Genomic DNA, 26,687 nt, shown 5'->3' on the forward strand with positions numbered 1-26,687 from the left:
GGGGCAGGACAGGTGGACGTCACCATCTACGTACGACTCAGCCTCGATCAGCACGGCGACGAGTTGGGTGTTCAGCGGCAGGAGGACGAGTGCCGGGCGTACGCCGCGGCTCGCGGCTGGACCGTACGAGAGGTGATCGCGGACAACGACGTCAGCGCCACCTCAGGCAAGGTGCGGCCGGGGTTCGAACGGCTGTTGGCATCCAAGCCGGACGTGATCCTTTGTTGGCACACTGACCGGCTCGTACGCAAGACGGAAGACCTGTTGCGAGTGATCGCACTGGGGATCAACGTCCACGCCATCCACGCCGGGCACCTGGACCTCTCGACTCCGGCTGGTCGAGCTACGGCCAAGACGGTCACGGCGTGGGCGGAGTACGAGGGTGAGCAGAAGGCACTACGGCAGAAGGCATCGAACCTTCAGGCGGCCAAGAACGGCACGCCGCACAAGACAGGCTTGCGGCCGTTCGGATACGCCGACGACTACGTGACCGTGGTCGAGGCTGAGGCAGAAGCGATCCGCAAGGGTGCCGAGATGGTTCTTCAGGGCGAGACCCTGGCGGCTGTCGCCCGCTTCTGGACCGACCTCGGTCTACTCGCTCCCCGCTCGTCGTCCGGCACGGCGAAAGGCGAGGCGAAGGGGTGGGGTGTGGGCGGAGTGAAGAAGGTGCTCATCTCCCCTCGGTACATCGCACAGGCCACCTACCACGGCGAAGTGGTGGGCGCGGGCCGGTGGCCCACGATCCTGGACGAGGTGACTCACTACGCCCTCGTGTCGGCACTGACGAACCCCAAGCGCTTCACGGGTGGTGCACGTACCGGCTCGGCCCCTCAGACCCTGCTCGCCGGACTGGCTACCTGTGAGCGATGTGGGGAGGCGGTGCGCGGCGGCATGTACCGAGGGACGCCGGTCTACCGCTGCGGACAGAAGCACGTACGCGTACCCCGAGAGCTGGCCGACAAGCGAGCCGGTAACGCCGTCCTGGCGCGGATCGTCTTCCCCGACTTCCTGCCCTGGGTCCTCGCCGCTCGACAGGAGGAGGGAGACGACTCGGCACACCTCCACCAGGAGGCGCAGACCCTGCGGGAACGGCTCGACGGGTTGGCCGTGGCCTACGCCTCGGGCTCCATCGCCCTGTCGCAGATGACGGCCGGTACCGAGGCGATCCGGGCCAGGCTCGACGAGATCGACGAGAAGCTGTCCGGTGTCACTGGCCTGCCCCCGATCGACCCCGTGTCGGGCATCGCTGGCCTGATTCAGGACTGGCCGAACACTCCGCTCCCCGTCCGTCGAGCGTGGGTCCAGTTCGTCACCACGATCACGATGTACCCCAACGGCTTCAAGAAGGCGGCGAAGATGACCGTGGACGACTACATGACCGTGGAGTGGAACCACACCGCCGACAAACCCGACGCGTAGCCTGCCCCGCTCAACTCGGGCCCCGCTCTCACCCGAGGGCGGGGCTTCGTCATGCCAGATCAGAAAGGCGGCGACTCTTGCCCTGCTCCTTGGAGCCGGTCGGTCAAGCCGTCGTAGTCGAAGTCCACCGGCAAGGGAGCTGAGTACGCGTCTCCGAACCAGCGTCGACACTGTTCCTCTTGCTTGACCTTGCCAAGGTCTACGAAGGACAAGGTGGGGGCCGAAGGCCCCCCAAGCGAGCGACCCCCTTCGTCTTCCTGCTGGGGGCCGCTCACGCGGCCCACCTTCGCCAGTTGCTTGCGCTCTTCGCCTTCCGGCTTGCTCTTCGCCGCTGGCTTCTCGCTCCTACCGCCGTCGCTCTTGAAGGTATGTAGGTTGTATGGCTTCTCAGCCATACCCCCCTGCTTCGGCAAGGTGAGTCGGTAGATCACTGGACCATCCGGCACCTTGCCGGTTTTCGTGAGCCAGCCAGCCTTACGGAGTCTGCCTACGATCTTGTTGACCGTCTGCTCTGGAGCCTTCCCGCCGTAGCCGAGTTCCCTGGCGATCGTCCCGCTCGACGGGCAAACGTTCTCGCCCGTCTCGTAGTCCGCGTACAGCGCCATGGCGACGCCGACCAACTTCTCTGCGTGCTTCATGTTCGAGCGCACCAGCGCACGACGCCATACATGTTCCTGTATCTCGGGCTTCCCTTCTTCGGAGACAACATCCACCCCGCCACCATCGCGGGGGGGGAACCGAAATTTACAGGGCGCGACAGGGAAAAGTGCAGGTCACTGCATGTGAGGCGCCTCTCAAAGCAGGCCTACCCTCGCTACTCTGGAGCCATGTCCAACGATCACGCCGATGACATCGGCCTCCGCTTCGCCCTCCAGGTCACCGGCTTCGAGCTGGCCACCGAACCGCCAGCCCCTGACACTCCGCTCGCGCGCATCCTGGCCTACGCTTCCGAGCACGGGTACGAGAACCTGACCGATGAGCACTTCGACATGGCGAAGCTGGGCCTGCTCTGAGTTCGATGGCACCTTCAATCACCGCTTCTGGGGCCTTAGTTGGCATGATGGTCTGTCATGAGCCTCACAGGTATCGCCGCAGTTCTTGCCCTCGCCGGCATCCCCGTGAGCGTGCTGGTCGCTCGCTGGCAGATGCGCACTGCACTGGCCCAGGCGGAGGCGAGCCACCGGACCGCCCTGGAGGCGGCGGAGGCGAGCCACCGGAGCACGCTGGAGGTCATGCGACAGCAGATTGAGGCCGAGCGTGATCGATGGATCTTGGACGCACGGCGGGCGGAGTACAGGCTTTTCCAGAACTCCTTGAACCAACTCCGTCGAGCCCTGGAGCGATCAGGTGCTGACGACAGCGAGATGCACGAGGCCCTGCACGAGGTGCACGACAGCAGTCACCGGATCGCGGAGGTGGGGCCAGACGAGGTGCACCGTATCGCCAAGTTCCTCCGAGAGCAGTGCTACGTCATGCACACCTGGCCCCGAGAGAGGCGCGTAGAACTGTGGAGGCTCCATGTTGCTCCAGCGCGCACGTCTCTTGATGAGGCGATCAACGAAGTGATCAGCAGGAGAAGCCCTGTGGACGCCCCCTCGGAATGACCCTGAAACCGTGGCGCAACCTTGGCCGCCAAGACACGGCGGTCGAGCAAGGCCCTTCAGGGGGTCATACCCCACCCCCTTCCGTCGCCGCCCTGTATGCGCGGCTGTGCGAGCCGTCGCCCGCCGCCCAGCGCCTCTTCGTCGCCAACGCCTCCCACGAACTGCGCACCCCGCTCACCACGATGCGGGCCTCCCTGGACGTGGCCCTCGCCAAACCGGGCCCGGTACCCGAGACCACGGCCACCCTGGCCGCCCGGATACGCGCCGAACTCGACCAGGTGGACCGGCTGTTGGAGAGCCTCCTCGTCCTGGCGCGCACCCAGCACGGCGAGTTCACCGACTCGGGACGGCTCGCCCTCGGCGAGCTCGCACTGACCGCCCTGGCCGGACGGGCGAAGGACATCGCGGCCAAGGGCCTGACGGTGCGCGAGAACCCGATCGACGACTCCGCGTGGGTGTGGGGCAGCCGGACCCTGCTGCGCCGCGTGGCCGACAACGTGATCGACAACGCGATCACGCACAACGACCTCGGGGGCTGGATCGGCGTCGCGGTACTGGCCGAAGGAGGCGATAGGGACGACGGCCGCGCCGTGTCCCTTGTCGTCGAGTCCGGCGGACCGGTCCTCGACCAGCGGCGGGTGGCGGACCTCGCGCAGCCCTTCCGCCGCCTCGGCGCCGACCGGACCGGCACCGGCCACGGCAGCGGCCTCGGCCTCTCCATCGTCGCGGCCATCACCGAGGCCCACCACGGCACCCTGGACCTGCGCGCCCTCCCCGACGGCGGCCTGCGCGTCACCGTCACCCTCCCCCGCCCAGGCGACAGGGCGACAAAAGACCCCACCACAGAGACGGACGTGGCGCGTTGAGAGTCCTGGTGGTCGAGGACGCCCGCCCCCTCGCCGAGGTCATCGCCGAGGGACTGCGCGACCAGGGCATGGCCGTGGACGTGGCTCACGACGGGCTCGACGCCGCAGCCAAGCTGGACATCAACGCGTACGACGTCGTCGTGCTCGACCGCGACCTGCCGGGCATCCACGGCGACACCCTCTGCCAGATGATCACCGAGCGGGACGGCCGCGTGATGGTCCTGATGCTGACCGCCGCCGACTCACCCGGCGACCGCGTCAGCGGCCTGACTCTGGGCGCCGACGACTACCTCGCCAAGCCCTTCCACTTCCCCGAGCTCGTCCTGCGCATCCGCGCCCTGGCCCGGCGCCGCCCCACAGCCCGGTCCCGCACCCTGCGTACGGCGGGCATCGAACTCGACCCGATGCGCCGCACCGCCGGCCGCGACGGCCGCCGACTCGACCTCTCCGTCAAGGAGTTCGCGGTACTCGAAGCCCTCCTGAACGCGAGCCCCGCCTTCCTCAGCAAGGAGGACCTCCTCGAACAGGTCAGGGACGAGCACGCCGCCCCGTTCACCAACACGGTCACGGTCACCATCAGCCGCCTGCGCCACAAACTCGGCGAGCCCCCGGTCATCTCCACCACACCCGGCGTGGGGCATCGGATCACCGACCCGGCTGCCCCACCCGACTGAGCAGTCAGCAGGGGCCGGCGGCCCGCGAGCGGAGGCCGCGTTCGGTGCACCCGACTCCAGCCATCCGCGCAGCCGGCTTCGGAGACGGACAACTGGAATCCCGAAGAGTTGTCCACAGCCTGTGGAAAAGCTGGGCGTCACACCTTCCCGCAGTCGGCGATGCCCGAGCCCTTCACCGGCGGCACGGGAACGCCCGTGGCGCCGGTGGCGATCCTGCGGGAGGGCGCGACAGGGCCCCGCCCCGGGCGGCGGAGGCCATACCGCCGTGCGGCACCCGGGCGCGTACGCCGGTGCCGGGGCGCACTCGGGCGGCCGGCCCTACGTCCGCGGACTCCGCCGGCCCGCGCCGTACGCGGATTCCGGCCCAACCGCGCCGCGCCGCACACGGACGCCGCTGGACCCAGCCGTACGCGGATTCCGCTAGACCAAGCCGCACGCGAGGTCGGCGAGCGCCGCCTCCGCCGCGCACGCCCTGATCCGGGCGGCCACCCCGGTACAGCGGTCCACCTCGCACCAGATGCGCTTGCCCGCGCCCTCCGGGTCCCAGCCCCAGCGGTCGGCGAGGCCGTCGACGAGCTCCAGGCCGCGACCGCCGGTCTCGTCACCGCGCGCGTGCCGGGGCACCGGCGGGCGGGCACTGGTGTCGGCCACCTCGAGACGGACGGTGCCGCCCGGGGAGCCGGAGGGGTCGTCCCGGACACCCGTCAGCAGCAGGCGCAGCACGGCGGGGCAGCCGGTGTGCACCACGGCGTTGGTGACGAGTTCGGAGACGAGCAGGATCAGGGTCTCGGCCAGCGGCTCGTCCGCGCCTATCCCCGACCCGGCGAGCCGGGAGCGTGCCCAGCTCCGGGCTCGCCCCACCTCCGCGGGGTCGGGCCGGATCTCCAGCTGAACTTGAAGCACCTGCACCGCTCACACCATCCGAACCGGCGGACACATCGCCTCGCGCCTTGCGAGCGCCACGATCGTGGTCATCGTCTGCATGGCAGGAACCAGGATCACGCACCGTGATTCCCTTGCACGACAGCATGGTTGACGTACAGTCACCCCAACAAGCGCTTCGGGCATATTCCAGCGCGAAGGAGTACGCGTACGGCATACTGTGCGACGCCCGCCACGGGGAGTCGAACAGGCAGATGCGAGGGTCCGCACCGCCCCGCGAGCGCCACGCAGCAACGGATCCGGCGCCGCCCCAAGGGCCGCACCGGTAGCGCTCATGCTCGGAACCGCTCGCATCCCACACAAGGTACCGGAGCCCCGCGCTCACTCCGGTCTGTGACAAGTCACGCGTAGGACACAACCCGGTATCAACGCTCCGTAATTACGGAATGCCACAATCCGCGACATCCATAGCGGCTCATTCCGCAGAACGCCTGCACAGAGGCGTCCAGGCCGCCCCGGAGAGAAGATCATCGGCGAGGATGTCGTCACTCTGCGTAGATTCTCCCGCACGGTGGGTTCGCACCCCGGATCGCTTCGGGAACAGGTGCACCCCGGACTCGGACACCGCGGGGTGCGGGACGTGGCGGTGATCGCACGGCCCGGCCGGGAGGGCGGCGAGCGGGTCTGCGCGGTGGTGATACAGCAGCCCGGCGCCCAGGGGTTGACCCTGGACGCGGTCGTCTCGTATCTGCGCGCCGAGGGGCTGTCGGTGCACAGGCTGCCGGAGCGGCTGGAGGCGGTGGACGCCCTGCCGCAGAACGACACCCTGCGGAAGGTGCTCAAGTACAGGCTGCGGGAGCGCTACTCCGGCACGGTGAAGTAGCGGGCGATCGCGGTCACGACCTCCGTCTCGCCGACCTTGCCGTCGCCGTCGGCGTCGAGCGCCGCGGCGGCCGCCCGGGCGATGTCCTCGCCCACTCCGAGCGCCGTGAGGACGCGCACGGTCTCCTGCACCGTGGCCCGGCCGTCGTGGTCACCGTCCGCGACGGCGAGCGCCGCGTGCAGGAAGGGGCGGGCGATCTCCGCGAACCGCTCGGGGTTGTCGCGCAGCCGCTTGACCGCGCCGCCCACGAACTCCTCGCGAGTGATGCGCTGGTCACCGTCCCGGTCCGCTATGCCGGCCATGCCCTGCCAGAACGCCTCGCCTCCGGCGTACAGGGCCTGCCCCTGCTCGGACCTGGCCGCGGTGCCGAACTCGGCGAGGACCGCCTTGGCCGCCGCGCTGAAGTCCTCGCGGTCGATGTAGCCGTTGCCGTCCTGGTCGAAGGTGGCGAACCGGGCGGCGATCCTGCGCTCGTACTCGGTGCTGACCATGGTGTTCTCGGGCCGCCTTACATGAGTCGGGGGTGCGTCTCGGACGGAGCGTACGACGCCGGGGGTGCGGCGGGCGGCGGAAAACGACGCTTGTACCAAGACCGCGGGAATTCCGGGACAACAGTGTGGCTGTCCTGGAGTGTTCCCTTGACGGGGGTGCGCCGGGCGCGTCGCGGGGGAGGTGATGGAGGCATACGGACGGAGCGTGCGGGTCACGGGCGGGGCGCACGGGCTGACGCGGGCGCCCGCGGGGGCGTACGCGGGTGGGCACGAGGCTCGGACGGGCCGTCGGCGTGGGCGCCCGCCCGGAGCGGCCGGTCTCGCACGGCTGCCTCTCTCACCAACGGCTCGTAAAGAGGGGCACATTGCCGCAAAAAGGCGTGCGCTGTCCGACGTGCCGACTACATTCAGGGAGGTGGGGACCACAGGCTGGGCCGGCACGACCGCAGGGGAGGGGCCGCATGACGGAGAAGGACGCTCCACCCCGGTGGGACCGCCGGATGCAGCGGCGCCTCGCCCGAGGCGAGGCGGCCGCGCTCGGCGAGTGCTACGACCGGTTCGCCTCGCTGGTGCACGGACTCGCCCACCGTGTACTCGGGGACGAGACGGCGGCCGACGACATCACCCGCGAGGTGTTCGCCCGCCTCTGGGACAACCCCGGGGAGTACGACCCGAAGCAGGGGCCCCTGCGCTCCTGGGTCGCCCTGCTGACCCACCGGCTCGCCGTGCGGCGGCTGCGCGCCACCGCGACCGCCGCCCTCGCCCGACACGGCCGGGGCGCCCCCGAGGAGCTGGAGCGCACGGTGCGCCGCGCCTCGGTCGCGGCCCGCGCGGACTACATCGTCACCTCCATGCCCATGCCGCTGCGCGCCGCCCTGGAGCGGGCCCACTTCCAGCGCCGGGACTACCGCCGGACCGCCGTCGACCTCGGCATCACGGCGGACGAGGCCCGGCGCCGCCTCCGCCTCGGCCTCCAACTGCTGTCCACGGCCTACGAGACGGACCCCTCGGGCGCCCCCCGCGAACCGGGGGCCGTGTGATGACGAGGGCGGAGGGCGCAAAGGAGGCGGGGCGTCACGAGGAGGCGGGGACGCGGGCGGCCCCCGCCCCGTCCGCAGGGCCGCTCGAGCGCGAGCACCGGGTGCTGCAGGCACTGCTCGGGGCCTGGGCGCTGGCCGCCTGTCCGGCGGAGGAGACGGCGGCCGTGGAGGAGCACCTCAGCGGCTGCGGCCCGTGCGCGGACGAGGCGCGGCGGCTGCGCGAGGCGGTGGGGCTGTTGCGGCGTCCCGGAAGCCTCGACCTCGATCCGGGTCTGCGCACCCGGGTCCTGGAGAGCTGCCTGGAACGGCGACCGCCCCGTATCCCGGTACCGGACTGGGCCGATCCGTACGACGCGGAGGCCGCACGCCTGGACGCGCTGCTCCAGGACATGGGCGACGCCGAGTGGCACGTGCCCGTACGGCTGCGGTGGTTCGACGGGACCGGGCCGGCGAGTCGTCGTACGACCGTCGCCGGGGTGATCGCCCATCTGCTCTCCGTCGACGGACTGGTGGCGGTGGCGCTGGGGCTCGGCGACCCGCTCGCGGGCACGACCGCCGAGTCCGCCACGCCGCAAGGGCGCACGGAGGCGTACTGGCGCGACGCCCGCTTCCCGCCGACCCGGTCCGTGCGCGTGCCCTGGCGGGAGCAGAGCCACCATCTGGTGCGGACGGCGTCCTTCACCGGCGGGTCCGGGGAACTCGCGGTGGAGTACGGCGGGTTCGCGCTGCCGCTGCACGACGCGATGCTGGACCGGGCCTTCGAGTGCTGGGTGCACGCGGAGGACATCGCGACGGCCGTCGACTACCCGTACGCGCCGCCGGCGCCGCGCCATCTGAACCGGATGATCGACCTGGCGGCGCGGATGCTCCCCGCCGCACTCGCGGCACGGCGGCAGGCCGGACCGGCCTCGCCCGCCCGCACCCGGCATCGGGTCCCGGCGGGCGAGCCCGGGCGCTGCCTGCGTCTGGAGATCGAGGGCGCGGGCGGCGGCGAGTGGCTGATCGCTCTCGGCTCTCCCCCGCTCTCGGCTTCTCCTCCACCGCACGAGGTGGCACACGTCGCACTCGACGGGGTGGAGTTCTGCCGGCTGGCCGCCGGCCATGTGCCGCCCGAGGAGGCGGCCGTGGGGCAACTGGGCGACCGGGAGGCGATCAGGGACGTGCTGTTCGCGGCCGCGTCACTGAGCCGGATGTAGGCGGGACACGGCCCGCGCCCGTTCGTCGTATGCAGGCCGGATACGGCCCGCGTCTGTACGTCGTATGCAGGCCGAATGCGGCGCGCGCCGGTGAGCCGGATGCAGGCCGGGGTCCTACGCGAACACCACCGTGCGCCGGCCGTTCGGCAGGATGCGGCGCTCGGCGTGCCACTTGACCGCGCGTGCCAGCGCCTGGCACTCCACGTCGCGGCCGATCGCCACCAGCTGGTCCGGGGTGACGCCGTGGCCGACCCGCTCGACCTCCTGCTCGATGATCGGGCCCTCGTCGAGGTCGGCCGTGACGTAGTGCGCGGTCGCCCCGATCAGCTTCACCCCGCGTGCGTGGGCCTGGTGGTACGGCTTCGCGCCCTTGAAGCTCGGCAGGAACGAGTGGTGGATGTTGATGATCCGGCCGCCGAGCTGCTTGCACAGGTCGTCGGAGAGCACCTGCATATAGCGGGCCAGGACCACCAGCTCGACGTCGAGCTCGCGGACCAGTTCGAGCAGCCGCTCCTCGGCCTCCTGCTTGGTGTCCTTCGTCACGGGGATGTGATGGAAGGGGATGCCGTACGAGCCCACCAGCTCGGCGAAGTCGGTGTGATTCGACACGACGGCCGCTATCTCCACCGGCAGCGCGCCGGTCCTGGCGCGGAAGAGCAGGTCGTTCAGGCAGTGGCCGAACCTGCTGACCATGAGGATGACGCGCATCCTCTCGTCGGCCCGGTTGATCTGCCAGTCCATCTGGAAGGAGTCGCCGATCGCCGCGAAGCTCGCGCGCAGCTTGTCCACGGTGACCGGCGGCTCCGCCGAGAAGTGGACCCGCATGAAGAACAGTCCCGTGTCCTGGTCGCCGAACTGCTGGCTGTCCACGATGTTGCAGCCGGTCATGAAGAGATAGCTCGACACGGCGTGCACGATGCCCTGCTTGTCCGGGCACGAGAGGGTGAGGACGTACTGGTCGGCGGGGACCGCGGCTCGGGAGGTCTGCTCACTCATGCAGGCCAGGGTCTCATGACGGGGGCACGCGAGGAGTGCCGTCCCGCCACCCGGACGGCCCGGTGGGCGGCTACGCCGTCCGGGTCAGGATCCGCAGTACCTCCAGCGTGCGCGGGAGCGTGTCCGGGTCCTCGCCGTCGCTCGTCGCGAGCCGCACATGCGCGTCGCGTGCCGCCCGCACCGCCTCCGGCCACCCCTCGTGGTTGAGGTAGGCGTCCACCGGCGCGTCCGGCCCGACCTGGTGCATGATCCGCAGCACGCGCAGGACGGCGGTGTCCACGAGCGCCGCCTCCGACGAGTCGCGGAAGATCGTGCCGACGTATTTCTCGGCCGACCAGCTGTCCAGCCAGGTGTCCTCGACCAGGCGGTACACGGCGTCCGTGACGTCACCGTATCCTTCGACACCGGCCAGCCAGACGTCCCGTTGGAACACCGGGTCGGAGAGCATGTGCAGCGCGGAGCGCACATTGCTGCGCCAGCGCCACCACGGCATGTCGTTGAGTGGCATGCCGCCCATGGTGGATGAGCGACGGCCGCGACGGGAAGAGTTGTCCGAACCTTGCACGGTCACCGATCGTACGTTCCCCGGGAAATCCGGATCGCCGACCCCCGCAATTCACCTCAAAGGCACCTGGTGCTAACCGGCAGTCACTCCCGGGTTGGTTATGTGGCGGAATCGTGCGTGTCTATGACCGGCAGGCGACGCTCCAGCTCCTCCCCCACCCGCCCCCGCGTTCAGGGTTCCGTCCGCACGACAGCGGCTCCTCGCGTCAGGACGGCTCTGTTCACCGCGGGTGCCCTGGTGGCGGTCGCGTCGGTTGCCGCCGCGTGCGGTGTCGTCCCCGGCGTCCTGGGGGACTCCGGAGGCGGCACGGTGACCGTCATGACCTGGGCGCCGGATCAGACCTCGGCGACCAACAAGCCGGGCATGCCCGCGATGGCCAAGGCGTACGCGCGCTACGTCAACGCGCACGGCGGCCTCGCCGGCCACAAGCTCAACGTCCTCACCTGCAACGACCACAACGACTTCGTGGGTGCCGCGAAATGCGCCCGCACCGCCGTCAAGGAGCACGCCGTCGCGGTGGTCGGCTCCTACAGCCAGTACGCGTCCTCTTTCCTCTCCCCGCTGGAGTCGGCGGGCATCCCCTACATCGGCGGCTACGGGCTCACCGACGACGAGTTCAAGAGCGTGCTCTCCTACCCCGTCAACGGCGGTCAGCCCGCACTGCTGGCCGGGCTCGGCGAGGAGCTGGGCAAGAGCTGCGGCCCCGTCGCGCTGGTGCGGCCCGACACCATCGCGGGCGACCAGCTTCCGCTGCTGATCGACGCCGGGCTGAAGGCGGGCGGCCACGCCCCGGCCGAGGACGTGCGCGCCGCCGAGGACGCCACCGGCTTCGACGAGCAGGCGCAACAGGCGCTGCAGAAGGCGACCGTCGATCCGCAGCGGAAGGGATGCGTGGTGCCCTCCCTCGACGAGCGCACCGGCACCTTCATGGACTCCTTCCGCCGGCTGAGCGACACGTACCCGGCGGTGCGCACCGCCTCCGTGCTCGGCAGCGTCGACCAGTCGGTGATCGACTCCTCGGGCGGAAAGTCGGGACCGTACGAGGGCGCGTACGTCACGAGCTGGTACCCGGAGGCCACGGACTCGCGCTGGGACCCGATGAAGAAGGTGATCCGCGAGCAGGCCTTCGACGACAACCGGATCGATCCGGCGGACGCCGGTGTGCAGACCACGTGGATCGCGTACACCGTCCTGTCGAAGGTCGTCGAATCGCTCGGCACCGGCGAGGTCTCCGCGCGGACGATCCGCTCGGCCCTCGACAACGGCCTGAAGGTGGACACGGGCGGTCTCACGCCGACCCTGCGGTGGCGCTTCCAGGACCTGACGGCGGTCGTCGACTTCCCACGCCTGATCAACTCGGACGTGACCTTCCAGGTCATACACGGCGGACGGCTGGTGGGGGCGCGCAAGGGCTTTGTGAACGTGGGGAAGACACTGGAGAACGCGACCACCGAGTGAGGTGGGTCACGGGGGCACCGCCCGCCAGGCATACGTGAGGTGCGCCCCCCGGTCCGCGACTGCGGCCGGGGGCGCACCTCGCGGCGGTCAGAGCTGGGTCGGCTGGCGCTGGGTCAGGCCGTACTTCTGCGCGATGGCGTTCCACAGGTTCGCGGCCTTGGCCTTCTGGGCGCTGGCCGTGCCGCTGGCCCGGTTGCCGGCCGCTGTCTGGCCGGTGGTGTGCGCCTGGCCCTTGTGGCACGCCTTCTTGTTGCCCGAGACCTGGTCGGCCCAGGCCGCGTAGTGGGAGTCGGCGGCGGCGGACGCCTTCCAGCCGTCGGTGAGCGCGGCGGTCAGCTCGCCGTGCGCGGGGAGCTTGTCGACCGCGAGCCCGGACAGCCGGGTGACCAGGTCGTTGCGCTGCTTCGCCGCGTCGCGCAGGTCGGTGGCGGCCTGGTCGAGGTTCTGGCAGGACTTGACGTCGGCCACCGCCTTGATCACCGCGCCACGGCTGTTGCCGCTCTCGGCGAGGAGCGTGTCGAGCGCGACGGCCTGCGCCTTGGCCGCGTCGCCGCCGCCCGACGAGGAGGACGAGGGGCCCGTGGCCGGTCCGGTCGCCGCGACGGACGTGCTGTGGTCGCCCTTGCCGTCGCCGCCACCGCCGAGCAGGGCGCCCGCCCCGATACCGAGGACGACGATGCCCACGCCGACGGCCGCGATGAGCGGAACACGCGAGCCGGTACGGGCACCGCCCTCGCCGCCGCGCCGGCCGGCCGGCCGGCCCGGGGGCACACCCGGTGCGTCCCCCGCGTCGAACCGGGGCAGGTTCTGGGTGGAACCGGCGCCGTCCGGGTCGCCGCGGAAGAGGTTGTCGAACTCGGCGGGCGGCTGACCGGCGCCCGGCGCACCCGGCGCGGCGCCGTAGGGCGCCGGGCCCGGCTGCGCGGGCACGGGCGGGAGGTACTGCGTGGCCTGCGCGTCGGGACCGGCGGGGGGTACCGCCCCCGACTGCCCGAGGAACCGCGTCGCGTCATCCGCCGGCAGCTCCGGCGGCAGGGCGCCCGCGACCGGCGGGATGAACTGGGTGGCCCCCTCGCCGGTGACGTGCGGTATGTACTGCGTCGCGCCCTCCTCGGGCGCGGCGGCCACCGGGGGGATGTACTGCGTGGCGCCCTCGTCCGCGGGCGGCGGCAGGGGCGCGGGGTGGTGCGGCGGCTGCGGTACGCCGTGGGCCGCGGACTGTCCGTGCGTCCCGTACGGGGACGGCTGCGCGCCCTCGGGCGGCAGCGGCCCGGCGCCCTGCTGCGGTGCGGGAGCACCGCCCCACGCGGACCGGGGATCCGCGGGCGGCTGCTCCCAGGACTGCTGTGCGCCCCAGTCCTGGGCGGGGGGCGTCTGGGCCGGCTGCTGCCCAGGACCCCACGGCTGACCCCAGCTCTGGCCGCCCGACGGGGCGGCGTGGCCGTCGGGGCCGCCCGCGGGGGCCGCGCCGTAGCCGCCCGCCGGGGCCGTGGGACCGTTCGCCCCGCCCGTCATGCCCGGCAGGAGGGGCTCGCCGCCGTCGGAGGGCAGCACGATGCCTTCGCGCGCGGGCCGCGCCGAGGGCTCCTCGCCCTGTCCACTCTGCGTCACCGGGACTCCTACGATCGGGGGAACCTACGGAAGCGTCGGCTCACGCTACCGGGTCCCTGGAGCCGGGTGCCACGCAGCACGGGTGGAGCGGCCCGCCGAGAGCGGGGGGAACCCACGCGAGCAGCCACAAACCACCAGCGGGGAGCCGAGGGCGACTGCCTCCCCCTGTCCACGGTGCCGCGCCCCGGGGCCCGCACCGGCAACCTCCGCCGGAGGCCTACGCCGCGGCGGCCAGCTCCATCCGCGCCCCGAACTCCCGCACCACCGCCTCGTCCCGGTACGGCTCCAGCCGCTGCTGGAAGTCCTCCAGATACTCGGCGCCCCGGTTGGACCGCAGGGAGCCGAGCAGGTCCACGGCCTTCAGGGCCGTGGAGCAGGCCTGTTCCACCTCGCGCCGCTGCACCTGGGCCGTGGCGAGCAGCACATAGCCGATCGCCCGGCGCCGGGCCCGGGACTCGGGGTGCCCGGCGAGGGACTCCTCCGCGCGCCGTGCCGCCGCCTCGGCCTGCCCCAGGTCCCGGTGGCAATGGGCCAGTTCGTCCGCCAGATACGCCTGGTCGAAGTGGGCGATCCACGCCGGGTCGTCCCCGGACGCCGTATCGGCCGCCTCCAGCGCCGTGACCGCACGTCCCACCGCGAGCTGCGCGGCGCGCGCATCGCCCATCAGCGCGTGCCCCCGTGCCTCGGCGGCATGGAACATCGCCTCCGCGCGGGGTGTGACCCGCCCGCGCGCCCCCTCCTGGGCCGCGCGCGCCAACTGCGCGATCTCACGCGGGTTTCCGAGCTGCGCGGCGAGGTGGCTCATGGAAGCGGCCAGTACATAGCCGCCGTATCCCCGGTCGCCCGCCGCCTGGGCGAGCCGCAGCGCCTGGATGTAGTACCGCTGGGCGAGTCCGGGCTGCCCGGTGTCGACGGCCATGTAGCCGGCGAGTTCGGTCAGCCGCGCGACCGCGGCGAACAGGTCGCGGCCCACGGCCTCCCGGTAGGAGCCGGCCAGCAGTCCCGAGACGACGCTGTTGAGGTAGTGCACGACGACCGGGCGCACATGCCCGCTGCCGTACTGGTGGTCCAGCCCGACCAGGGCCTGGGTCGTCGCGCGCACCGCGGCCACGTCCGACGGGCCCACCCGTGGCCCGGCCGACCGCGCGACCTGCGCGTCCGGCGCGGAGATCAGCCAGTCCCGGCTCGGCTCGACCAGCGCCGACGCGGCGACCGACGAGCCGGACAGGAAGTCCCGGCGGCCGACGTCGCTGCGCCACAGCTCGCAGACCTGCTCGACGGCGCCGAGCACCGTCGGCGAGAACTGCAGGCCCACGCCGGACGCGAGGTTCTTGCCGTTGGCCATGCCGATCTCGTCGATCGTGACCGTGCGGCCCAGTTTGCGGCCGAGCGCCTCGGCGATGACCGCCGGGGCGCGGCCCCTCGGCTGCTGCCCCCGCAGCCAACGGGCCACCGACGTCTTGTCGTAGCGCAGATCGAGTCCGTGTTCGGCGCCGCACATGTTGACCCGGCGGGCGAGCCCCGCGTTCGAGCAGCCCGCTTCCTGAATGAGTCCCTGCAGCCGTTCGTTCGGCTGTCGCGCGACGAGTGGCCGTGCGGCCATGGCGTACCCCCTGTGGCTGCGGTGCCTGCTCACGCACCGAGTTGACGTGCCTTCGGCGGCCGGACACCGGAAACACCCTTTCCGTGCACCGAAAAGATCCGGCCTTGAAGATCGATGCCCAGCGGACATGCCTCTGATGCGAGACATGCGAGGATTGCCGGGGTAAAGACCCATGCAGCACCCCTCACCTGGTTACCCCGCCCCCGCCGTCGGTCCTCGTGCGCGCCCCCACGCGTGCATCCATGCGCCCCGCCCTCGGCAGCGGTGCTCCTCCCCGGCGCATGTGGGACGAGGCCAAGCAAAACGGTCATGCCCAAAAACCATTCCCCGAGCGGGAGATGGCTCCCGGTAGGCGGGCGTAACCCCCGGTGACGGCTAGAGTTGAGTTCATCGTGGAAGAGACCATCGCGGGCCCTGAAGCTGCCCACATCCCGAAGCAGCGCGGCGACTCACTCCTGGAAGCCGCGGTTCGTTACGCCGAGGACCGCCACTGGGACGTGCTCCCGGGCACCTGGCTGGAGGTCGTGGACGGGGTGCACCGCTGCTCCTGCGGTCGGCCCTCGTGCCCCACGCCCGGCGCGCACCCGCAGTGCGACGCCTGGGCGACCGAGGCGACCGGCAGCGTGACGGCCGTGCGCCGGATGTGGTCCGCGCAGCCCACCGCGTCCGTCCTGCTGCCCACCGGACGCACGTTCGACGCCATCGACGTCCCGGAGACGGCCGGCTTCCTCGCGCTCGCGCGCATGGAGCGGATGGAGCTGACCCTCGGGCCGGTCACGCTGGCGCCGGACCGGCGCATGCGGTTCCTCGTTCTCCCCGGGGCCTCCGCGAAGGTCCCCGACCTGCTGCGGAACCTGGGCTGGTCGCCGTCCTCCCTCGACCTGCTCACCCTCGGCGAGGGCGAGTACGTGGCCGCGCCGCCCACCCGGTACGGGTCGCGGGGGGCCGTGCAGTGGGCCTGCCGGCCGACGCCGGCGAACCGGTGGCTGCCGGACGCCGAGGAGCTGATCTCCCCGCTGGCGTACGCCTGCGGAAGGGATCGGTAGCCGTTCGCGATCCCGTCCGCCGGTTCCGGATTCCCCGGCGGCCGTGCGGGACGGGGCGGGGCGCCGTCCCGTGCTGCGGGGCCGGATGACGGTTTCCGTCCCGCACCTTACGGAGGGTGTGAGGGCCCCCCGTATGGTGCTCCCATGACCGAGGGAGCAGGGGCGGGTGTGGCCGCCGTACGGGTGCAGGGGCTCTGGAAGAGGTTCGGGGAGCAGATCGCCGTCGCGGGGATCGATCTGGAGCTGCCCGCGGGACGGTTCATCGGGCTCGTCGGGCCGAACGGCGCCGGGAAGACCACCACCCTGTCCATGGTCACCGGGCTGCTGCGGCCCGACCAGGGGACCGTCGAGATCGTCGGGCACGACGTGTGGCGCGACCCGGTCGCGGTCAAGGCCCGTATCGGCGTACTGCCCGAGGGCCTGCGCCTCTTCGAACGCCTCTCCGGACGTGAACTCCTCGCCTACACCGGCAGGTTGCGCGGGCTGCCCGGCGCCGAGGTCGACAAGCGGACCACCCAGCTCCTCGACGTCCTCGACCTGGCCGGGGCCCAGCACAAGCTGGTCGTCGACTACTCGACCGGCATGCGCAAGAAGATCGGGCTCGCCAGCGCCCTCCTGCACAACCCCGAAGTCCTCTTCCTGGACGAGCCGTTCGAGGGCGTGGACCCCGTCTCCGCGCAGACCATCCGCGGTGTCCTGGAGCGGTACACCGCCTCCGGCGCCACCGTCGTCTTCTCCTCCCACGTCATGGAGCTGGTCGAGTCGCTGTGCGACTGGGTCGCGGTGATGGCCGCCGGGCGCATCCGCGCGCACGGCCCGCTCGCCGACGTGCGGGGTGACGCGCCCACGCTCCAGCAGGCGTTCCTCGAACTGGTGGGTGCGCGCGCCCAGAGCGCCGGCGCCGACCTCGACTGGCTGGGCGGCGGGGCCCGATGAGCGCCCCCGGTCTCACCCCCACCCTCGTACGGCTCAAGCTGTCCCTGCTGCGGGGCGGGCTGCGGCAGTCCGCCCGGCGGCGGGCCGCGTACGTCACCAGCGTCGTCGTGGTGCTCCTCCTCGCCGCCCTCCAGCTGACCGGTCTGATCGCGCTGCGCGGCTCGACGCACGCCGCCACCGTCGCCGTGCTGCTGCCCGGGATCCTGGCACTGGGCTGGGCGGTGATGCCGCTGTTCTTCCCCAGCGGGGACGAGACCCTGGACCCGACGCGTCTGGTGATGCTGCCGCTGCGCCCGCAGCCGCTCATACGGGCCCTGCTCGCGGCGTCCCTGGTCGGCATCGGGCCCCTGTTCACCCTGTGTCTGTTCGCCGGTTCGGTGGTGGCCGTGGCGCACGGGGCGGCCGCCTGCGCGACCGCCGTCGTCGCCGTCGTGCTCGCGCTGCTGGTGTGCGTGGCGCTGGCGCGGGCCGTCGTCGCCGCCAACATCCGGCTGCTGACCAGCCGCAAGGGCCGCGATCTGGCCGTCCTGAGCGGGCTCGTCGTCGCCGTCGGCGCCCAGCTCGTCAACTTCGGCGTCCAGCGGCTGGGGCCGGGCGGACTCACGCAGCTCGACCCGGTCGCGGCCGTGCTGCGCTGGGTCCCGCCCGCCTCCGCGATCGGCGCGGTGGACTCCATGAGCAAGGGCTCCTACGGCACCGGGCTCGCCCAGCTCGCGCTGAGCGCCGCCGCGCTGATGGGGCTGCTGGCCCTGTGGTCGCGCAGTCTGACGAAGCTGATGACCTCGCCGGACGGGTCCACGCTCCAGGCCGCCGCACCGGGCCCCCGGGAACGCGCCTCGGCGCGGCTGTCCCGGCTGCTGCCCGCGAGCCGCACCGGCACGGTGATGGAGCGCAGTCTGCGCTATGTGTGGCGCGACCCCACGACCAAGGCGGCGTGGGTGACCTCGCTCGCGATCGGGATGATCGTGCCGGTCGTCAACGTCCTCCAGGGCACCGGTTCCGTCTACCTGGCCTGCTTCGCGGCGGGGATGCTCGGCATCCAGATGTACAACCAGTTCGGCCAGGACACCTCCGCGTTCTGGATGGTCGCGATGACGATCTCCTCGCCCCGTGACGCCTACGCCGAACTGCGCGGCCGGGCTCTGGCCCTGCTGCTGATCACCCTGCCGTACGCCACCCTCGTCACCGTCGTCACCACCGCGCTGCTCGGTGCATGGCCCAGGCTGCCCGAGGTGCTCGGGCTGTCCCTCGCCCTGCTCGGCGCGATGCTGGGCACCGGCGCCTGGGCCTCGGCCGGCTTCCCGTACTCGATCCCGCAGGAGGGCTTCAAGAACGTGGTCCCCGGGCAGGCCGGGCTCGCCTGGATCTCCATCGTCGGCGGCCTGGTCTCGGCGGCCCTGCTGTCCTCGCCCATGATCGCGGCGACGATCTGGCTGAACGTCACGGCGGGCGGGAAGGACTGGACCTGGCTGCTGCTGCCCGCCGGCGCCGCGTACGGGGCGCTGCTCCTCCTTCTCGGACTGCGCCTCGCGGCACCCCGCACGGCACGACGGCTGCCGGAGATCCTGGCGGCGGTCAGCAAAGGCTAGTGCGCTGAGGGGTTGGGGACGCGGCGGGGACGGTCCGCCGGACCGGCGCGGTCAGGGGGTCAGCAGGCTGTCCAGGAACGGTTCGACCGCCGCGCGCCATGCCTCCGGCTGGTCGTAGTGGCCCAGGTGGCCCGCGTCGGGCACCTCCGCGTACTGGCCGTGCGGCAGGACGCGCACCATCTCCTGCGCCTCCGCCCGGCCCAGTTCGCCGTCCAGGCCGCGGACGACCAGGGTCGGGCACTGGACCTGTGCCAGCTCCTCCCAGTGCGCGTCGTACACCCAGGTCTGGCGGGACCTCAGCATCTCCTCGGGTTCGAAGACGGGCCGCCAGCCGTCCGCCGACTCGGCCATCACCTCGGCGTAGAACGCGCCGCGGGCCGGATGGGGGTGCTCCACCCAGGGGTCGTCCTCGCCGAACCACTTGCGGACGTCGGCGAGCGTGGCGAAGGGCAGGGGCCAGGACGTGAACCAGTTCTCCCACTCGCGCTGCGTGGCGGCGCCGAGCGCGGAGGCCCGCATGTCGCAGATGACCAGGCCGCGGACCAGGTCGGGGCGTTTGGCGGCGAGCTGCCAGGCGGTGAGGGCGCCCATGGCGTGGCCGATGAGGACGACCGGGGCGAGGCCGAGCTGTTCGACGGCGGCCTCGGCGTCGTCGATGTAGTCCTCGCGGGTGTACTCGCCCTTGGGCGGCCTGTCGCTCTGGCCGTGGCCGCGCTGGTCGAGCGCGACGGCGCGACGGCGCTCGGAGAGCCAGCGGGCGGTGGACGCCCAGTGCGAGGCACGGCCCATGAGTCCGTGCAGTAACAGCACACCGGGCAGGGGCTCGCTCTCCCCGGTCTTGGGAGGGTCGGCGAACTCCCATGCGGCGAGGCGTACGCCGCCCGCCCCGGTCACGTCGATGCGCCGCGCCATCCTCCAGGCACCCCCCTGCTCCGCTCGGACCGCTCGCCCCGCTTCGCGCGGTCGGTCCACGCGCTCGTCCTGCTGCCGCTGTGGTCCTGCTGCTCCTGCTGGTGTCGCGCGCCGTCCCCGTGCGTCGGGTGTCGGCCCGGTGCCGGGGTGGCCTGCGATCCGTTCCGCCGTACAACGTGCCGATGGGTACAGCGCACGGTCCGGTGCGATCGTCACCCCCACGCTATCGAATAGCTATTCGAAAATGGGGTTTCCGGCGGCAACACCCCTCCTTCGAGTGACCCCCCGCGATGATTGGCCGCCGCCTGCGCGGGGAGATCTTCTGCGGGAGGCGGACCGCTCGGGGAAAACCGGTCCGAGGGGGATGACCCTGGGAGCTCGGGGCTCCGGGTCAGAACAGGGGAGGACAGGCCCCGGCGCCCAAGGGCGCCGGGGCCCACCCCATGTCCGTGGCACATCCGCCCGCCCCCCTCCCTGACCAGGTGACCTCGCGGTCACCCCCGGCCAAGAGCCCTCAGGTCATATGCCTCATGCGACAGCCTCGCACGCGAACGGCCGCGGCGCTGCGATTCCGCACATTGAATCTTCATGACCGCGGGATCGGGTGAACGCCACAACGGTCCCTTGTGTCACGGACGTTGACGGGGAGCGAGATGCGCATCCCGCGCACACCCGGCGGTCCGGGGACGTCGGCGCCGTGCGGCCGGGACGAAGGAACCCGCCGTGCGGCCGGGGACGAAGGGACCGCTCAGCGCTTGGCCACGAACACATGGGACGCGACATCACCCGCCAGCTCGGCCGCCTCCCCGCCGCTGCCGACCAGGACGCCGCCCGCGGACTCCGTCACGCTGACCACCGAGCCGGGCTGCACGCCCGCCCGCCGCAGCGTGTACATGAGCTGGGCGTCCGTCTGGATGGGCTCCCCGATGCGCCGCACGACGACCGTCTTGCCGTCCGCGCCCGGGTCCAGGTCGGCCAGCGACACCATGCCCTCGTCCAGGAACGGGTCCGCGCCGTCCTTCTCGCCCAGCTCCTCCAGGCCCGGGATCGGGTTTCCGTACGGCGACTCGGTCGGGTGGCGCAGCAGCTCCAGGACGCGGCGCTCCACCGCCTCGCTCATCACGTGCTCCCAGCGGCACGCCTCGGCGTGCACCTGCTCCCACTCCAGCCCGATCACGTCGACCAGCAGGCACTCGGCCAGGCGGTGCTTGCGCATCACGCGGGTGGCGAGACGGCGGCCCTCGTCCGTGAGCTCCAGGTGCCGGTCCGGCGCGACCGCCACCAGACCGTCGCGCTCCATCCGCGCCACCGTCTGGCTGACCGTCGGACCACTCTGGTCCAGCCGCTCGGCGATCCGGGCGCGCATGGGGACCACGCCTTCCTCCTCCAGCTCGAGGATGGTGCGGAGATACATCTCCGTGGTGTCGATCAGTCCGGACATACGTGCCCCTTGATGAGATCTGCCGGAGGCTCCACGGCTCACCGGCGCGTGCGCTGGCCCTGGACTCAATTCTTACGCATCCCACTGACAACCGGAGGCACGGTGAAGCAACCGGGGGTTTCACGGCCCCGACGACGGGTATGGGGGCGCTTCCGCCCGCGCGGGCGCCGTGTTGACATCCCACTGGTCCAGACCGCAACGTGATCCGCGACACGGGCCGTCACCGGCGCCGGTGCACGGTCGGTGTTCGGTGTGCCGTGCGGGCGCCGTCCGCCGCGGTCGATCCGCCGGTCCAACGGTCCACCGATTCACCGACCCACCAAGATTTCGAGGGGACGCCTGAGATGAGCGAGAGGCCGAGGGGCGAGGAACCACGCGGTGGGGAGTCCCGGCAGGGGAGCACTCCGGCCGAGCGGTTCTTCGACGCGGCGATCGGGCTGCTGCGGCGGGTGCGGGACGAGGAGGCGGAGCCGATCGCGGCGGCGGGCGGCCTGATCGCGGACACCGTCGCGGCCGGCGGACGGCTGTTCGCCTTCGGCGCCGGGCACTCCTCGCTGGCCGCGCAGGACCTCGTCTACCGCGCGGGCGGCCTCGCCCTGATGAACCTGCTCGCGGTCCCCGGCGTCGTGGGCGTCGACGTGATGCCGGCCACGCTGGGCTCCGCGCTGGAGCGGGTGGACGGCCTGGCGAGCACTGTGCTCGACGCCAGCCCGGTCCGGTCCGGGGACCTGCTGGTGATCATCTCCCTGTCCGGCCGCAACGCGCTCCCGGTGGAGATGGCCATGAAGGCCCGCGCCCTCGGCGTCAAGGTCATCGGGGTGACCTCGGTGGAGTACGCCTCGAAGACGACGTCACGGCACGCCTCCGGTACGTACCTCAGGGACCACTGCGACCTCGTGCTCGACTCGAAGATCGCGGTGGGCGACGCCGAGCTGACCCTCGACACCATCCCCGCGCCCTTCGCCCCCGCCTCCACCGTCGTCACCACGGCCCTGCTCCAGGCGGTCATGGCCACGGCCGCGGCCACCCTCGCCGACCGCGGTGTCGAACCGCCGCTGCTCAGGTCGGGGAACGTCGACGGCGGCCACGAGTGGAACGAGCGGATCCTGCGGGAGTACCGCGACCGGATCTTCTACCAGCAGGGGTAGGGGCCGGGTGTCTACCGCGCCCCCTCCGCCAGGTCGGCCAGGTCCAGGGCGGCGGCGATCCTGACCGCCACGTCCTCCCCGTAGACCGCGTCCACGCGTTCGAACCGGGTGCGCCCGGCGCCCCGCAGAAACGTCACCACGCCGAGCGTCCGGCCCCGGCTGCGCAGCACCGCGCACAGCGCGTACACCGCGTCCGCGGGCCACTGCCGGGCGAGCGCCCACTCGCGCGCCCGCTCCGGGTCCACGGCGCCCGCGCCGGCGCGCACGGATCCGGCGCGCTCCACGCACTGCAGGGCCGGATGGCCCTCCCCGTACCGGACGGGCAGCCCGGCCTTCCCGGCGAGCAGGCTGGGCCCGGGCGCCCCGGACGGCGTCTCGGCGGCCCGCACCAGACGCACCGGACCCTCCGCGTCCGCCACCGGACCGCCCATGATCCGGTCGACCAGCGCGTGATCGGCGAATCCGGCGAGTGCGAAGTCCAGATGGACGGTGGCCGCCTCCGCCGGGTCCTCGCACTCGGCGGCCGACCGTGCGGCGCGGTGGAGCTGGTTGGCCCTGAAGCGCAGCAGCGCCGCCTCCTGCTCGGCCTGCTTGGCCTCGGTGACGTCCTGGAACAGCCATCCCACACCCAGCGGAACCGGTTCTTCCGCGAGCGGGGAGGCCAGCCGGACGAACCCGCTGCGCCAGCACCGCCGCCGCTCGCCCTCGGTGGTCCGCACGCTGACCCACATCTCGGCCGGAGCGGGCGGGGCGCCCTCGGCGAGCACATGCGTCAGCGCGCTCTCCAGTTCCTCGGCGCCCCGCGCCAGCAGGTCCCCGAGCGGCCGTCCGAGCACGGCCGTACGACCGGTGCCGAGCGCCCGGGCGGCGTGGGCGTTGACGACGGCCGGCCGCAGATCCGCGTCGACCAGCACCACGCCCCAGCTCGCGTCCTCGAACAGGGCCTCGCTCAGCGCGATGGACCGCTCCAGGTCGATCTGCGCATGGACCTCGCCGAAGGCGCAGTAGACACCGGCGGGCTTCCCGTCGGGCCCCCGCACGGTCGCGGACTGGGTCCGCACCAGCAGCCGCCCGCCGTCCTTGGTGAGCAGCGCGAACTCGTGCACCTGGCGCCCGGTGGCCCGCATCGCGGACATCAGCCACGCCTCGACCTCCGCGGCGTCCGCGCTCCGCACGGCCCAGCCGGCGAACCCGTGCCGCCCCACGGCCTCGGCGGCGGACCAGCCGAGAATCCGCTCGGCCTCGCGGTTCCAGTGGGTGACGACGCCCTCGGCGTCGAAGGCGCACAGTGCCGCGTCCATCCCGTCCAGCAACGCGGCCAGAAGATCGGAACCGTCCCGCTCGGGCTCGCCCGGCCCCAGCTCGTCCGTGGTCCCCCTACGCCGGGAAGCACTCACCTGGAACCCCCCTGCAGGCTGCGGCGTCCGTACGTACGGCGCTCGTCCCCTCGCTCGCTCTCATTCAACTCGAACGTGACCCACCCCACATGCCCTTCCGGAAAGATTCGGCGAAATCATCGCGCCGGGTGCGGGGAGGGCCGGAAGGAGCCGCGCGTCAGCTCCGGAAGGAGCCGCGCGTCAGCTCCGGAAAGAGCCCCGTCGTCGGCTCCCGAAAAAAAGCTGTTGATCGGTGGCCGAGAGGTTCTTAGGGTGGGGAGCACCGAAGAAAGGAGGTGGTTCGGAGCATGTATGCACACCGGACGTCGGAGGTGGCTGCGGGCTAGCAGCCCGTCACCACACTCGGTGCGGTGCCGGACCAGCGCGTGCGAGACACGTGCAGCCGGCCTAATCCAGCGCAGTCACCCGACCCGCGAGCTCGCCGGTACGTCCGGCCGGCTTCTCCGCCGTCAGGCGGAGGACCAGAGCTCGCGGGTCGTCTGCGTTCGGGACGGACTCAGGGGCTGAGCCGCTCCACCCGCCAGGTCCCGCCGGGTTCCGCGACATACCGGAGCCGGTCGTGGAGGCGGTTCGCGCGGCCCTGCCAGAACTCGACGGTCTCGGGGACGATGCGGAAGCCGCCCCAGTGCGGCGGGACCGGGACCTGTGCGCCTTCGGGGTAGCGGGCGCTCAGCTCCGCGTAGGCGTTGTCCAGCTCGGCCCGGGTGCGCAGGATGGAGGACTGGACGCTGGCCCAGGCGCCGAGCTGGGAGCCGTGGGGGCGGGTGCGGAAGTAGGCGGCGGTCTCGTCGCGGCCGGTGCGGTGCGCGGTGCCCGTGACGACGACCTGGCGGGCCATGGGGTGCCAGGGGAAGAGCAGCGAGACGCGGGGGTTGGCCGCGAGGTCCCGGGCCTTGCGGGAGTCGTAGTTGGTGTAGAAGACGAAGCCCTGCTCGTCGTACTGCTTCATGAGGACCGTGCGCGAGCTGAGGCGGCCTTCCGCGTCCGCCGTGGAGACGATCATCGCGTTCGGCTCGTAGATCATCCCGGCCACGGCGGCCTGGGCGGCCTGCTTGAACCAGCGGGCGAACTGGTCCATGGGGTGGGCGGCGAGCGAGGACTCCTCGAGTCCCTCGGCGCGGTAGTGCTCCCGCATCTCGGCGGGGTTGTGGGCCAGCTCCTCGGCGGGGCCCTCGGCCGCGCGCTCCACGATGGGTTCGAGGACGGGTTCCGCGGCGGCCGCGGCCGCTGCGGCGGCCTCGGCGGCGTGGATGGCCTCGGCGGAGGGCCGGGTGGGGGGTTCGGAAGGCCGGGCGGGGGGTTCGGATCCCCCTTCAGCTGCGGGTTCGGGTGCCGGTTCGTCCGGGCGGCGGTCGGTCACGCCGTCATCTTGCCGTATGGGACGCGGCACCCGGCGGGGGTGTGGTTCATCACTGCGTGGCACTGAGTGCCGCAAGCTCTCCCCAAAGGTGACACCCGGGGATATCGTGCTGATGCCGTTCGGATGGGGTGACCGCCGACCGATCGGGGCATCACCGAAGTGACCGTTGTGGACCGTGAGTCTTCGCGTACGACCGTGAAGGACCGCGGAACCGGGACGGCCGCCCTCTTCCCGCAGCCGAGATCCACCGCCCGAGTCCGTCCCGGCGGACCGTGGACCGGGGGCGACGGGAATCCCACCGACCGCATCCGCCGCACATCCGCCGCACACATCACGAGGAGCCGCCTGATGTCCGACTTCGTACCCGGGCTCGAAGGAGTCGTCGCGTTCGAGACGGAGATCGCCGAACCGGACAAGGAGGGCAGCGCCCTGCGGTACCGGGGCGTCGACATCGAGGACCTGGTCGGCCACGTCTCGTTCGGCAATGTCTGGGGGCTGCTGGTCGACGGGGCCTTCAACCCCGGGCTGCCGCCCGCCGAGCCGTTCCCGATCCCGGTGCACTCCGGTGACATCCGGGTGGACGTGCAGTCGGCTCTCGCCATGCTCGCCCCCGTCTGGGGCCTGAAACCGCTGCTGGACATCGACGTCGAGCAGGCCCGTGAGGACCTGGCCCGCGCGGCCGTCATGGCGCTGTCGTACGTCGCCCAGTCGGCCCGTGGCCAGGGGCTGCCGATGGTGCCGCAGGGGGAGATCGACAAGGCGCACTCCGTCGTCGAGCGGTTCATGACCCGCTGGCGGGGCGAGCCGGACCCCAAGCACGTCGCGGCCGTCGACGCCTACTGGACGTCGGCCGCCGAGCACGGCATGAACGCCTCCACGTTCACCGCCCGGGTGATCGCGTCCACGGGCGCGGACGTGGCGGCCGCGCTCTCGGGCGCCGTGGGCGCCATGTCCGGGCCGCTGCACGGCGGCGCGCCCTCCCGTGTGCTCGGCATGATCGAGGAGATCGAGCGGACCGGGGACGCGGAGGCCTATGTGAAGCAGGCCCTGGACCGGGGTGAGCGGCTGATGGGCTTCGGGCACCGGGTGTACCGGGCCGAGGACCCGCGGGCGCGCGTGCTGCGCCGCACGGCCCGGGAGCTGGGCGCCCCGCGCTTCGAGATCGCGGAGGCGCTGGAGAAGGCGGCCCTGGAGGAGCTGCACAACCGCCGCCCCGACCGCGTCCTCGCCACGAACGTGGAGTTCTGGGCGGCGATCATCCTGGACTTCGCCGAGGTCCCCGCGCACATGTTCACCTCGATGTTCACCTGCGCCCGGACGGCCGGCTGGTCGGCGCACATCCTGGAGCAGAAGCGCACGGGCCGCCTGGTGCGCCCCTCGGCCCGCTATGTGGGCCCGGGCCCGCGCAGCCCCCAGGAGATCGACGGCTACGCGGCCATCGCCCACTGAGCCCTGCTGAACGCACTGAGGCTGGCGGGCCGACCGGGCCGACCGGGCCCGCTGAGGCATGCCCTCGGCCGCCGGGCCGGGCCTACGGCGCCTGCGCCCCCACGGGCGTACGGCGCCCGCG

At 72.1% G+C, this 26,687-nt stretch carries 24 protein-coding genes and 2 pseudogenes; 15 read left to right on the plus strand and 11 right to left on the minus strand.

Annotated features, from left to right (window positions below):
- The first annotated feature begins 12 nt into the window (after nucleotides 1-12).
- Nucleotides 13-1,419: a recombinase family protein gene (locus ACWD5Q_RS04610; protein WP_451425531.1), complete on the plus strand. Its 1,407-nt coding sequence runs from the start codon at nucleotides 13-15 to the stop codon at nucleotides 1,417-1,419.
- A gap of 59 nt (nucleotides 1,420-1,478) precedes the next feature.
- Here the strand turns inward: ACWD5Q_RS04610 and ACWD5Q_RS04615 are convergent, their stop codons facing one another.
- Nucleotides 1,479-2,132 (minus strand): hypothetical protein, encoded by a 654-nt coding sequence (locus tag ACWD5Q_RS04615; protein ID WP_451425532.1) that lies wholly within the window; start codon nucleotides 2,130-2,132, stop codon nucleotides 1,479-1,481.
- A gap of 114 nt (nucleotides 2,133-2,246) precedes the next feature.
- Here ACWD5Q_RS04615 and ACWD5Q_RS04620 point away from each other — a divergent pair, with 114 nt between their 5' ends.
- From ACWD5Q_RS04620 to ACWD5Q_RS04640, 5 genes and pseudogenes are all read left to right on the plus strand, one after another.
- On the plus strand, nucleotides 2,247-2,432 hold the full coding sequence (locus tag ACWD5Q_RS04620) for a hypothetical protein (protein WP_451425533.1): 186 nt from the start codon (nucleotides 2,247-2,249) through the stop codon (nucleotides 2,430-2,432).
- A gap of 57 nt (nucleotides 2,433-2,489) precedes the next feature.
- Complete coding sequence (locus tag ACWD5Q_RS04625; RefSeq protein WP_451425534.1) at nucleotides 2,490-3,023, plus strand: hypothetical protein; 534 nt, start codon at nucleotides 2,490-2,492, stop codon at nucleotides 3,021-3,023.
- Complete coding sequence (locus tag ACWD5Q_RS04630) at nucleotides 3,020-3,889, plus strand: sensor histidine kinase (protein ID WP_451425535.1); 870 nt, start codon at nucleotides 3,020-3,022, stop codon at nucleotides 3,887-3,889. The genes ACWD5Q_RS04625 and ACWD5Q_RS04630 overlap by 4 nt, the downstream gene beginning before the upstream one ends.
- Nucleotides 3,886-4,563, plus strand: a complete 678-nt coding sequence (locus tag ACWD5Q_RS04635) for a response regulator transcription factor (protein WP_451425536.1) — start codon at nucleotides 3,886-3,888, stop codon at nucleotides 4,561-4,563. Before ACWD5Q_RS04630 ends, ACWD5Q_RS04635 begins: the two co-directional genes overlap by 4 nt.
- Nucleotides 4,564-4,653: 90 nt before the next feature.
- Nucleotides 4,654-4,779: pseudogene (locus ACWD5Q_RS04640) on the plus strand (cyclase family protein); the annotation flags it as partial.
- Nucleotides 4,780-4,983: 204 nt separating this feature from the next.
- Here ACWD5Q_RS04640 and ACWD5Q_RS04645 read toward each other — a convergent pair.
- On the minus strand, nucleotides 4,984-5,472 hold the full coding sequence (locus tag ACWD5Q_RS04645; RefSeq protein WP_451425537.1) for an ATP-binding protein: 489 nt from the start codon (nucleotides 5,470-5,472) through the stop codon (nucleotides 4,984-4,986).
- A gap of 595 nt (nucleotides 5,473-6,067) precedes the next feature.
- Here ACWD5Q_RS04645 and ACWD5Q_RS04650 point away from each other — a divergent pair.
- Nucleotides 6,068-6,328, plus strand: a pseudogene (locus ACWD5Q_RS04650) (AMP-binding enzyme); the annotation flags it as partial.
- Here ACWD5Q_RS04650 and ACWD5Q_RS04655 read toward each other — a convergent pair.
- Entirely contained in the window at nucleotides 6,307-6,819 is a 513-nt protein-coding gene (locus tag ACWD5Q_RS04655) for an EF-hand domain-containing protein (RefSeq protein WP_451425538.1), read from the minus strand. The pseudogene ACWD5Q_RS04650 and the gene ACWD5Q_RS04655 overlap by 22 nt on opposite strands.
- 461 nt (nucleotides 6,820-7,280) lie before the next feature.
- On the opposite strand from ACWD5Q_RS04655, the gene ACWD5Q_RS04660 reads away from it, so the two are divergent.
- Nucleotides 7,281-7,859 (plus strand): sigma-70 family RNA polymerase sigma factor, encoded by a 579-nt coding sequence (locus ACWD5Q_RS04660; protein ID WP_451425539.1) that lies wholly within the window; start codon nucleotides 7,281-7,283, stop codon nucleotides 7,857-7,859.
- Entirely contained in the window at nucleotides 7,859-9,055 is a 1,197-nt protein-coding gene (locus ACWD5Q_RS04665) for a zf-HC2 domain-containing protein (protein WP_451425540.1), read from the plus strand. The genes ACWD5Q_RS04660 and ACWD5Q_RS04665 overlap by 1 nt, the downstream gene beginning before the upstream one ends.
- Nucleotides 9,056-9,169: 114 nt before the next feature.
- On the opposite strand, the gene purU is transcribed toward ACWD5Q_RS04665, so the two are convergent.
- Both purU and ACWD5Q_RS04675 read right to left on the minus strand, forming a co-directional pair.
- Complete coding sequence (gene purU / locus ACWD5Q_RS04670) at nucleotides 9,170-10,051, minus strand: formyltetrahydrofolate deformylase (protein ID WP_451425541.1); 882 nt, start codon at nucleotides 10,049-10,051, stop codon at nucleotides 9,170-9,172.
- Nucleotides 10,052-10,121: 70 nt separating this feature from the next.
- Nucleotides 10,122-10,622 (minus strand): SCO4402 family protein, encoded by a 501-nt coding sequence (locus ACWD5Q_RS04675; protein WP_451425542.1) that lies wholly within the window; start codon nucleotides 10,620-10,622, stop codon nucleotides 10,122-10,124.
- A gap of 117 nt (nucleotides 10,623-10,739) precedes the next feature.
- On the opposite strand from ACWD5Q_RS04675, the gene ACWD5Q_RS04680 reads away from it, so the two are divergent.
- A complete protein-coding gene (locus ACWD5Q_RS04680) occupies nucleotides 10,740-12,074 on the plus strand; it encodes an ABC transporter substrate-binding protein (protein WP_451425543.1) in 1,335 nt (444 codons plus the stop codon).
- 87 nt (nucleotides 12,075-12,161) lie between these two features.
- Here the strand turns inward: ACWD5Q_RS04680 and ACWD5Q_RS04685 are convergent, their stop codons facing one another.
- Both ACWD5Q_RS04685 and ACWD5Q_RS04690 read right to left on the minus strand, forming a co-directional pair.
- A complete protein-coding gene (locus tag ACWD5Q_RS04685) occupies nucleotides 12,162-13,685 on the minus strand; it encodes a hypothetical protein (protein ID WP_451425544.1) in 1,524 nt (507 codons plus the stop codon).
- A gap of 217 nt (nucleotides 13,686-13,902) precedes the next feature.
- Nucleotides 13,903-15,288, minus strand: coding sequence for a transcriptional regulator (locus tag ACWD5Q_RS04690; protein ID WP_451425545.1), 1,386 nt, complete (start codon nucleotides 15,286-15,288; stop codon nucleotides 13,903-13,905).
- A gap of 392 nt (nucleotides 15,289-15,680) precedes the next feature.
- Between ACWD5Q_RS04690 and ACWD5Q_RS04695 the strand changes: the two genes are divergently transcribed.
- From ACWD5Q_RS04695 to ACWD5Q_RS04705, 3 genes are all read left to right on the plus strand, one after another.
- Entirely contained in the window at nucleotides 15,681-16,334 is a 654-nt protein-coding gene (locus ACWD5Q_RS04695) for a bifunctional DNA primase/polymerase (RefSeq protein ID WP_451425546.1), read from the plus strand.
- 144 nt (nucleotides 16,335-16,478) lie between these two features.
- Nucleotides 16,479-17,270 (plus strand): ABC transporter ATP-binding protein, encoded by a 792-nt coding sequence (locus tag ACWD5Q_RS04700; RefSeq protein ID WP_451425547.1) that lies wholly within the window; start codon nucleotides 16,479-16,481, stop codon nucleotides 17,268-17,270.
- Entirely contained in the window at nucleotides 17,267-18,859 is a 1,593-nt protein-coding gene (locus ACWD5Q_RS04705; protein ID WP_451425548.1) for a transporter, read from the plus strand. Before ACWD5Q_RS04700 ends, ACWD5Q_RS04705 begins: the two co-directional genes overlap by 4 nt.
- Before the next feature lie 51 nt (nucleotides 18,860-18,910).
- Here the strand turns inward: ACWD5Q_RS04705 and ACWD5Q_RS04710 are convergent, their stop codons facing one another.
- Both ACWD5Q_RS04710 and ACWD5Q_RS04715 read right to left on the minus strand, forming a co-directional pair.
- Entirely contained in the window at nucleotides 18,911-19,771 is an 861-nt protein-coding gene (locus tag ACWD5Q_RS04710) for an alpha/beta fold hydrolase (RefSeq protein WP_451425549.1), read from the minus strand.
- Nucleotides 19,772-20,519: 748 nt separating this feature from the next.
- Nucleotides 20,520-21,212 (minus strand): metal-dependent transcriptional regulator, encoded by a 693-nt coding sequence (locus tag ACWD5Q_RS04715; protein WP_451425550.1) that lies wholly within the window; start codon nucleotides 21,210-21,212, stop codon nucleotides 20,520-20,522.
- 344 nt (nucleotides 21,213-21,556) lie between these two features.
- On the opposite strand from ACWD5Q_RS04715, the gene ACWD5Q_RS04720 reads away from it, so the two are divergent.
- On the plus strand, nucleotides 21,557-22,360 hold the full coding sequence (locus tag ACWD5Q_RS04720) for an SIS domain-containing protein (protein WP_451425551.1): 804 nt from the start codon (nucleotides 21,557-21,559) through the stop codon (nucleotides 22,358-22,360).
- Between the two features lie 11 nt (nucleotides 22,361-22,371).
- Here ACWD5Q_RS04720 and ACWD5Q_RS04725 read toward each other — a convergent pair whose 3' ends face one another.
- Together ACWD5Q_RS04725 and pdxH are read right to left on the minus strand one after the other, a co-directional pair.
- Nucleotides 22,372-23,757, minus strand: coding sequence for a PAS domain-containing protein (locus ACWD5Q_RS04725; RefSeq protein ID WP_451425552.1), 1,386 nt, complete (start codon nucleotides 23,755-23,757; stop codon nucleotides 22,372-22,374).
- Between the two features lie 496 nt (nucleotides 23,758-24,253).
- The gene (pdxH, locus tag ACWD5Q_RS04730) at nucleotides 24,254-24,892 is read right to left on the minus strand and encodes a pyridoxamine 5'-phosphate oxidase (RefSeq protein ID WP_451425655.1); all 639 of its coding nucleotides are present in this window, start codon (nucleotides 24,890-24,892) and stop codon (nucleotides 24,254-24,256) included.
- 573 nt (nucleotides 24,893-25,465) lie between these two features.
- Here pdxH and ACWD5Q_RS04735 point away from each other — a divergent pair.
- On the plus strand, nucleotides 25,466-26,566 hold the full coding sequence (locus tag ACWD5Q_RS04735) for a citrate synthase 2 (RefSeq protein ID WP_451425553.1): 1,101 nt from the start codon (nucleotides 25,466-25,468) through the stop codon (nucleotides 26,564-26,566).
- Nucleotides 26,567-26,687 lie beyond the last annotated feature (121 nt).

The organism is Streptomyces sp. NPDC002513 (assembly GCF_053595355.1).

Excerpts from the sequence above, each read along its gene's own strand:
- ACWD5Q_RS04620 (WP_451425533.1), top strand. The coding sequence starts at position 2,247 with ATGTCCAACGATCACGCCGATGACATCGGCCTCCGCTTCGCCCTCCAG.
- ACWD5Q_RS04625 (WP_451425534.1), top strand. The coding sequence starts at position 2,490 with ATGAGCCTCACAGGTATCGCCGCAGTTCTTGCCCTCGCCGGCATCCCC.
- ACWD5Q_RS04630 (WP_451425535.1), top strand. The coding sequence starts at position 3,020 with ATGACCCTGAAACCGTGGCGCAACCTTGGCCGCCAAGACACGGCGGTC.
- ACWD5Q_RS04655 (WP_451425538.1), bottom strand. The coding sequence starts at position 6,819 with ATGGTCAGCACCGAGTACGAGCGCAGGATCGCCGCCCGGTTCGCCACC.
- ACWD5Q_RS04660 (WP_451425539.1), top strand. The coding sequence starts at position 7,281 with ATGACGGAGAAGGACGCTCCACCCCGGTGGGACCGCCGGATGCAGCGG.
- ACWD5Q_RS04665 (WP_451425540.1), top strand. The coding sequence starts at position 7,859 with ATGACGAGGGCGGAGGGCGCAAAGGAGGCGGGGCGTCACGAGGAGGCG.
- purU (WP_451425541.1), bottom strand. The coding sequence starts at position 10,051 with ATGAGTGAGCAGACCTCCCGAGCCGCGGTCCCCGCCGACCAGTACGTC.
- ACWD5Q_RS04680 (WP_451425543.1), top strand. The coding sequence starts at position 10,740 with ATGACCGGCAGGCGACGCTCCAGCTCCTCCCCCACCCGCCCCCGCGTT.
- ACWD5Q_RS04690 (WP_451425545.1), bottom strand. The coding sequence starts at position 15,288 with ATGGCCGCACGGCCACTCGTCGCGCGACAGCCGAACGAACGGCTGCAG.
- ACWD5Q_RS04700 (WP_451425547.1), top strand. The coding sequence starts at position 16,479 with ATGACCGAGGGAGCAGGGGCGGGTGTGGCCGCCGTACGGGTGCAGGGG.
- ACWD5Q_RS04705 (WP_451425548.1), top strand. The coding sequence starts at position 17,267 with ATGAGCGCCCCCGGTCTCACCCCCACCCTCGTACGGCTCAAGCTGTCC.
- ACWD5Q_RS04710 (WP_451425549.1), bottom strand. The coding sequence starts at position 19,771 with ATGGCGCGGCGCATCGACGTGACCGGGGCGGGCGGCGTACGCCTCGCC.
- ACWD5Q_RS04715 (WP_451425550.1), bottom strand. The coding sequence starts at position 21,212 with ATGTCCGGACTGATCGACACCACGGAGATGTATCTCCGCACCATCCTC.
- ACWD5Q_RS04720 (WP_451425551.1), top strand. The coding sequence starts at position 21,557 with ATGAGCGAGAGGCCGAGGGGCGAGGAACCACGCGGTGGGGAGTCCCGG.
- pdxH (WP_451425655.1), bottom strand. The coding sequence starts at position 24,892 with ATGCGGGAGCACTACCGCGCCGAGGGACTCGAGGAGTCCTCGCTCGCC.
- ACWD5Q_RS04735 (WP_451425553.1), top strand. The coding sequence starts at position 25,466 with ATGTCCGACTTCGTACCCGGGCTCGAAGGAGTCGTCGCGTTCGAGACG.